Consider the following 5,112-nt stretch of genomic DNA (forward strand, 5'->3'; position numbering starts at 1 on the left):
CACTACTTCTTCGGCTTCGGCGCTTCCTGCTTGGGATAACCTTCCAGCTTCACCACGCTCACTGCGGTTTCAGTGGGGAAATCCGCAGGCACGGCTGCTGTGCGCTCCACCTTGCCGGTGGCCGCCCATTCGGTGCCGCGTTGAAGGATGGTGTAAAAGCCGCGGTCCAGCATCGAGTAGTCCGCATGGCCCAGCGTGGTGTGAAACACCCGGCCTTTTTGATAACTGAGCACCAGGTTGTTCGGCTCGCTCACGGCGGTGAGGTCAGACACCGCCGTGGTCAGCACCTCCACATTTTCAGCAGGGCCGCGCAGCTTGCTGTAGAGCTCGTCCTTGGCGTGCAGCCAGCGCTTGGGGAGTCCTTTTGTGATGGGATGATCGGGGTTCTGAATTTCAACGATGAACTCATGCTGTGCGCCGTGAGCGCCCCCGTTCCCTGCCACGGTGTCGCGGAAGAGCTTGCCGTCCTTCACATACAGCCAGGGGCCGGACTTTTCATTACGACCGCCCCAGCCACCGACACCGATCATCTCATTGTATTCCTTCCACTCGGGAAAGGAATTGTTTGCCGCATGAATCGAAACAAAGCCGCCGCCGTCAGCCACGTACTTCGTGAAGGCATCACGCACATTCTGCGGCCAGGGCTCGCCGTTGTAGTTGCTCACCACCGCAGCGTAATCGGTGAACATCGGTTTCCAGGCATGCCAGGCTTCCTTGGGAGATCCTTTGGGCGGCGTGGTGGTGACTTCGACGGTGAAGGCGCCGCTGCTCTCCAGCGCATTGCGCAGCACGGGCGTGGTGATGTCCCACTTGTGGTTGTTCTGCCCGTCCACAATGAGGACTTTCAGTTTGTCTGCGGCCTGCAGGCTGGCGGCGGCACACAGGAGGAAGGTGAGGAGGATGGAGCGCATGGTTGAAACGTTGCTATCAGTACGTCACAATTTTGGCAAGAACGAACATTTGGAACACTTCGTAATTCACCTTGACCCTCGGTGCTGCCACCACCCACACTAAGAGGTCTCTCAATGCCCCTGTTTGTTGCCTTCCTTCTCTACTTCGCGCTGCTCCTGCTGCTCGCGGTTATTTCTGCTGCGGAAACGGCCATCCACAGCGCGCGCGATGTCGAAGCGCAGCTGCTTGCAGCTGGCGAAGGCGCCGTGGCGCAAAGACTGCGAGCCATCACCGCCAATCCCTTTGCGCAGCTGCACCACACTTTGCTGCTTTCCGCAGCGCTGAATCTCTCCCTCGCCGCACTTGGGCTGTGGATTGTCACCGGTCCGCTGCTGGCATCTGGGTGGAATGTGTGGCTCACAGCATCCGTCATATTCTTGGCAACGGTCCTGCTAGGAGACATGGCTCCCAAATTTTTTGCCGCTCGCAATCCCTCCGTGGTTCTGCTCGGCAGCCTGCGTTTGCTGCACCCGCTGAGAAATGTGATCGACCCTCTAGCGCTGCTTGTTGATCGCACCACGGACGCGCTGCTGCAAAAATTCGTCACCCGGCACATCAAGATGCGCATGCCCGTGACGCGTGATGAATTCGAAACCCTGGTGGAAATGCGCCAGGAGCAGGGCCTGCTGGACAGCGATGACAGCGCCATGATCCATGAGGTGCTCGACATCGAATCACTCACCGTGCGCGACTGCATGATCCCGCGCGTGGATCTCGCGCTCATGAGCAGCGAGGACTCACCGCAAAAAACAACCGCCATCCTGGAAAAATCCGCCGGACGTTTTGTCATTGTGTATGGCGAGACGCCCGACTCAGTCGAAGGCGTGCTCGACACCAATGCCTGGAAACTCGCGAACCGTCCGGACTGGCGCACGCTCCTGCGCACGCCGGCCTTTGTGCCCGAGACCATGCCCGTGCTCGAAGCCTTGCAGCACCACCTGCAGCGGGATGAACAACCGGCGCTCATCGCCGATGAATACGGCGGCCTTGAAGGCATGATCACCCGCCGTGAGATCGCCGACTGGCTGCTTTATGAAGCCGCCCCCTGGCATGGTGAAACCTCGGAGATTCGCGATCTGGGCGGCGGTCGTTTCCTGCTGGATGGCGGCACGCGGCTGGATCACATCAAAGAAGAACTCAATCTCGATTTCAACGTCGACCTGGATGTCGGCGGCATCGACACCATTGGCGGCCTTGTTTTCAATCAGCTCGGTCATGTGCCCAAGCCCGGTGAACGCATCAACCTCGACGACGCAGACATCAAGGTGCGCCGCATCGTGCGTGCCCGCATTCAGGAGGTGGAGCTTCGCCTCAAACTCAAACCTTCTGACGAATCCAGCGTCGGCTAATTTCATCCCACATGACCTGGCTCCTGCTCATTCTCTGCCTCGCTCTTTCCTTCATGCTCTCCGGACTGGAGAGCGCGGTGATGGCCGTCAGCCGTGTGCGTGTGCGCCATGCAGCCAGTGCCGGCGACCGCCGCGCACGCGGCCTGCTGCCGCTGCTGGAGGACCGTGACGCCTTGATCGGCTGCATCACCGTGGCCAATCACCTCACCAATCTCGCCGCCTTCCTGCTCGTCGCTTTTCCCATCATCCACCATGCGACTCTGTGGGGCTACGTGCTGGCCTTCACGCTCGCGCTGCCTGTTTTCCTCATCGGTCTGGAAGTGATGCCCAAGAAGCTCTTTCGCAGCTATCCCTTCCGCTCCATGCGCAGTGTCTCGCCGCTCGTCCATCTCGTCGGCCTGGCGCGTCCTTTGTTTCGCGTGGTGACCGGCAAAAAAAGCACCACCACCAGTGAAGTCCCCAGCGAGGCACGGCAGACACGCGGGCGTGACGATCTGAAGTCGCTGGCGCAGGAGCTCGCCGCCCAGCATCAGCTTTCTGCCAACGCCATGCATCTCATCGAGCGCGTGCTCGACTACAAAAAGCTGAACACCGGCGACATCATGCAGCCGCTGGCACGCAGCATGGCCCTTGCCGCAGAGATCCCGCTCAGCACGGCCTTGATCGTGGCCCGTGAGCAGAACTGCACGCTGCTTCCTGTGCTGGGAGACAATGGCAGCTTCATCGGTCTGCTCGACACCACCGACCTTCCCGCCGTCATTCCCCCGGACCGCCTCGTGCGACACCACATGCGTACGCTGGATACCGTGCCCGCCAGCCTGCCCGCCCTGCACACGCTGCAGCGCATGCGCAAATCCGGCCGCCGCCTCGCCATCGTGGTGGATGAACGCCAGCAGCCCATCGGCCTGATCACGGAGGAGCGGCTGCTGGAGCCGCTGATGCATTAGCGGGGATTTACGATTTATGATTTCACAGACGGCCAAGCCGCCTCTCGAAATCGGGCTTCCAAATCATAAATCGTAAATCATAAATGGAGCCGGTTGAAAACGTCCACCGCCACCGCCATCCATAGGCCATGCCTCAGCTCGTCTTCGCCACCTCCAATGCCCACAAGACTGAAGAAGTCGCCGCCATTCTCGGAGAGGATTGGCAGGTCGTAGATCTTCGCGCTCACCCTGGTGTCACGCTGGATGAAGAGACCGGCGACACCTTCGAGGCCAACGCCATCATCAAAGCCGTGAGCGGCAGCCGGGGGGTGCCCGGCCTGCTGGTGCTGGCGGATGATTCGGGTCTTGAGGTGGATGCGCTGGACGGTGCGCCCGGTGTGCGCAGCGCACGCTATGCAGGAGAGACCGCCAATGCCGCAGACAACCGCGCGAAATTGAAAAGCGAACTCGCCAAACTGCCGCAGGACCTCCGCTTCACCGGACGCTTCCAATGCTGCATGGTTCTCGCGCGTGATGGTGAAGTGCTGCACGTCACGAGCGGCAGCGTGGAAGGTCGTCTGCTCACGGAGGAAGTGGGTGCGGGTGGCTTTGGCTACGATGCGCTTTTTATTCCTGATGGCTTTACGGACACGTTCGGTGTTCTCCCTGCGGAAACGAAGAACCAGCTCAGCCATCGTGCGCGCGCCCTCGCGGCGATGAAGGAACAACTCGCCTCACTGGCCTGAGCTTATGCGCCCGCTGATCTTCATCCTCACCCTAGCGCTGGCAGGCTGCAGCACGCCACCAACGCCCGCACCGCTCAAAGCTGAGTCAGGGCCGCCCTCCCTCGTCCCGCCCTACCCTTCGGCTGAAGAAGTGGCCGTGCAGACTCCTCCGGCCAAGCCAGCTCCGACAACAAGCTGGACAGCCATCTCCGATTTCAAGGGGCAGCCGCTCGTCGGCGGTGCCTCGGTGATCGAATACAAAATCGGCCGCGAGCGCCACTCCTTCCAAGTTCAGGTCGTGGTCTTCGACGACCGCCAGTTTGATCTCAAGGTCATCGACCAGCCGGAAGACTGGTCCGGCGGCAACCGCCTCACAGACAGCATGCGCGCTGCTGCAGCCGTGGCCGGCGTGAACGGCGGTTTCTTCACGCCTGAATTCAAGCCCATGGGCCTGATGATCGCCAGTGGCAAGCGTACCGGCACCTGGCAGACGGGCCCGCTGCTCACCGGCGCGGTCGTTGTCACTTCCCATCCCCAGCTGCTGTGGAATGCGGATGTGAATCCCGAAGGCGCCAGTGAACTCCTGCAGGCCGGCCCGCGTCTGGTTGATGGCGGTCAGGCCGTGGCAGGACTCGATGCCAAGAAGCGCAGCACCCGCACCTTCATCGCCAACGACGGCGGCAACCAGTGGTGCCTGGGCCTCGCGCAAGACATCACCCTTAGTGAACTCGCCGAGTTGCTCACCACCCCCGGCGTCATGCCCGCATTCACCGTGAACCGTGCGCTCAATCTCGATGGCGGCCATTCCTCCGCCCTCTACTTCCGCACCAACGACGGCCGCGAACACACCCATCCCGGCTGGAGCACGGTGAGGAATTATCTGGGCATCGTGCCGAAGTGATGTTGGCAAGCCATCATCACCTTCCGCTACAGCATTTAAATAATTTGGTATCCGATAAAACCAGAGCAGCCAAAGCGGTTCTCCCTCTCCCCGCCCCTGACTCACAACGATTGCGAATATTTTTCTTCGGGGGAGAGGGCCGGGGTGAGGGGACGGCAGACACCCTTCGCCAGCAAGGGGTACCCCTCACCCTTACCTCTCCCCAAAGGAGGCCCTGTGAGGTGCAACTCAATCTTGGACCAGAGTCGCTTAATTAGTTG

The 5,112-nt window shown here is 60.9% G+C and carries 5 protein-coding genes; 4 read left to right on the forward strand and 1 reads right to left on the reverse strand.

Features of this window, described 5'->3' with window-relative positions; translation table 11 throughout:
- Positions 1–2: 2 nt before the first annotated feature.
- Positions 3–911, reverse strand: coding sequence for a ThuA domain-containing protein (locus WAW39_RS08480; RefSeq protein WP_422317749.1), 909 nt, complete (start codon positions 909–911; stop codon positions 3–5).
- 114 nt (positions 912–1,025) lie between these two features.
- Here WAW39_RS08480 and WAW39_RS08485 point away from each other — a divergent pair, with 114 nt between their 5' ends.
- The 4 genes from WAW39_RS08485 (at position 1,026) to WAW39_RS08500 (ending at position 4,852) form a co-directional block, all read left to right on the forward strand.
- Positions 1,026–2,300 carry a CNNM domain-containing protein gene (locus WAW39_RS08485; protein ID WP_422317751.1) on the forward strand — a complete coding sequence of 425 codons (1,275 nt, stop codon included), beginning with the start codon at positions 1,026–1,028 and terminating at the stop codon, positions 2,298–2,300.
- An 11-nt stretch (positions 2,301–2,311) separates the two neighbouring features.
- Positions 2,312–3,247, forward strand: a complete 936-nt coding sequence (locus WAW39_RS08490; RefSeq protein WP_422317753.1) for a CNNM domain-containing protein — start codon at positions 2,312–2,314, stop codon at positions 3,245–3,247.
- 128 nt (positions 3,248–3,375) lie between these two features.
- On the forward strand, positions 3,376–3,972 hold the full coding sequence (locus WAW39_RS08495; protein WP_422317755.1) for a non-canonical purine NTP pyrophosphatase: 597 nt from the start codon (positions 3,376–3,378) through the stop codon (positions 3,970–3,972).
- A gap of 4 nt (positions 3,973–3,976) precedes the next feature.
- A complete protein-coding gene (locus WAW39_RS08500) occupies positions 3,977–4,852 on the forward strand; it encodes a phosphodiester glycosidase family protein (RefSeq protein ID WP_422317757.1) in 876 nt (291 codons plus the stop codon).
- The last annotated feature ends 260 nt before the right edge of the window (positions 4,853–5,112 follow it).

Origin of the sequence: Prosthecobacter sp., assembly GCF_049294395.1 — a bacterium.
In the GTDB taxonomy this organism is placed as follows: Bacteria; Verrucomicrobiota; Verrucomicrobiia; order Verrucomicrobiales; family Verrucomicrobiaceae; genus Prosthecobacter.

Excerpts from the sequence above, each read along its gene's own strand:
- WAW39_RS08495 (WP_422317755.1), top strand. The coding sequence starts at position 3,376 with ATGCCTCAGCTCGTCTTCGCCACCTCCAATGCCCACAAGACTGAAGAA.
- WAW39_RS08500 (WP_422317757.1), top strand. The coding sequence starts at position 3,977 with ATGCGCCCGCTGATCTTCATCCTCACCCTAGCGCTGGCAGGCTGCAGC.
- WAW39_RS08480 (WP_422317749.1), bottom strand. The coding sequence starts at position 911 with ATGCGCTCCATCCTCCTCACCTTCCTCCTGTGTGCCGCCGCCAGCCTG.
- WAW39_RS08490 (WP_422317753.1), top strand. The coding sequence starts at position 2,312 with ATGACCTGGCTCCTGCTCATTCTCTGCCTCGCTCTTTCCTTCATGCTC.
- WAW39_RS08485 (WP_422317751.1), top strand. The coding sequence starts at position 1,026 with ATGCCCCTGTTTGTTGCCTTCCTTCTCTACTTCGCGCTGCTCCTGCTG.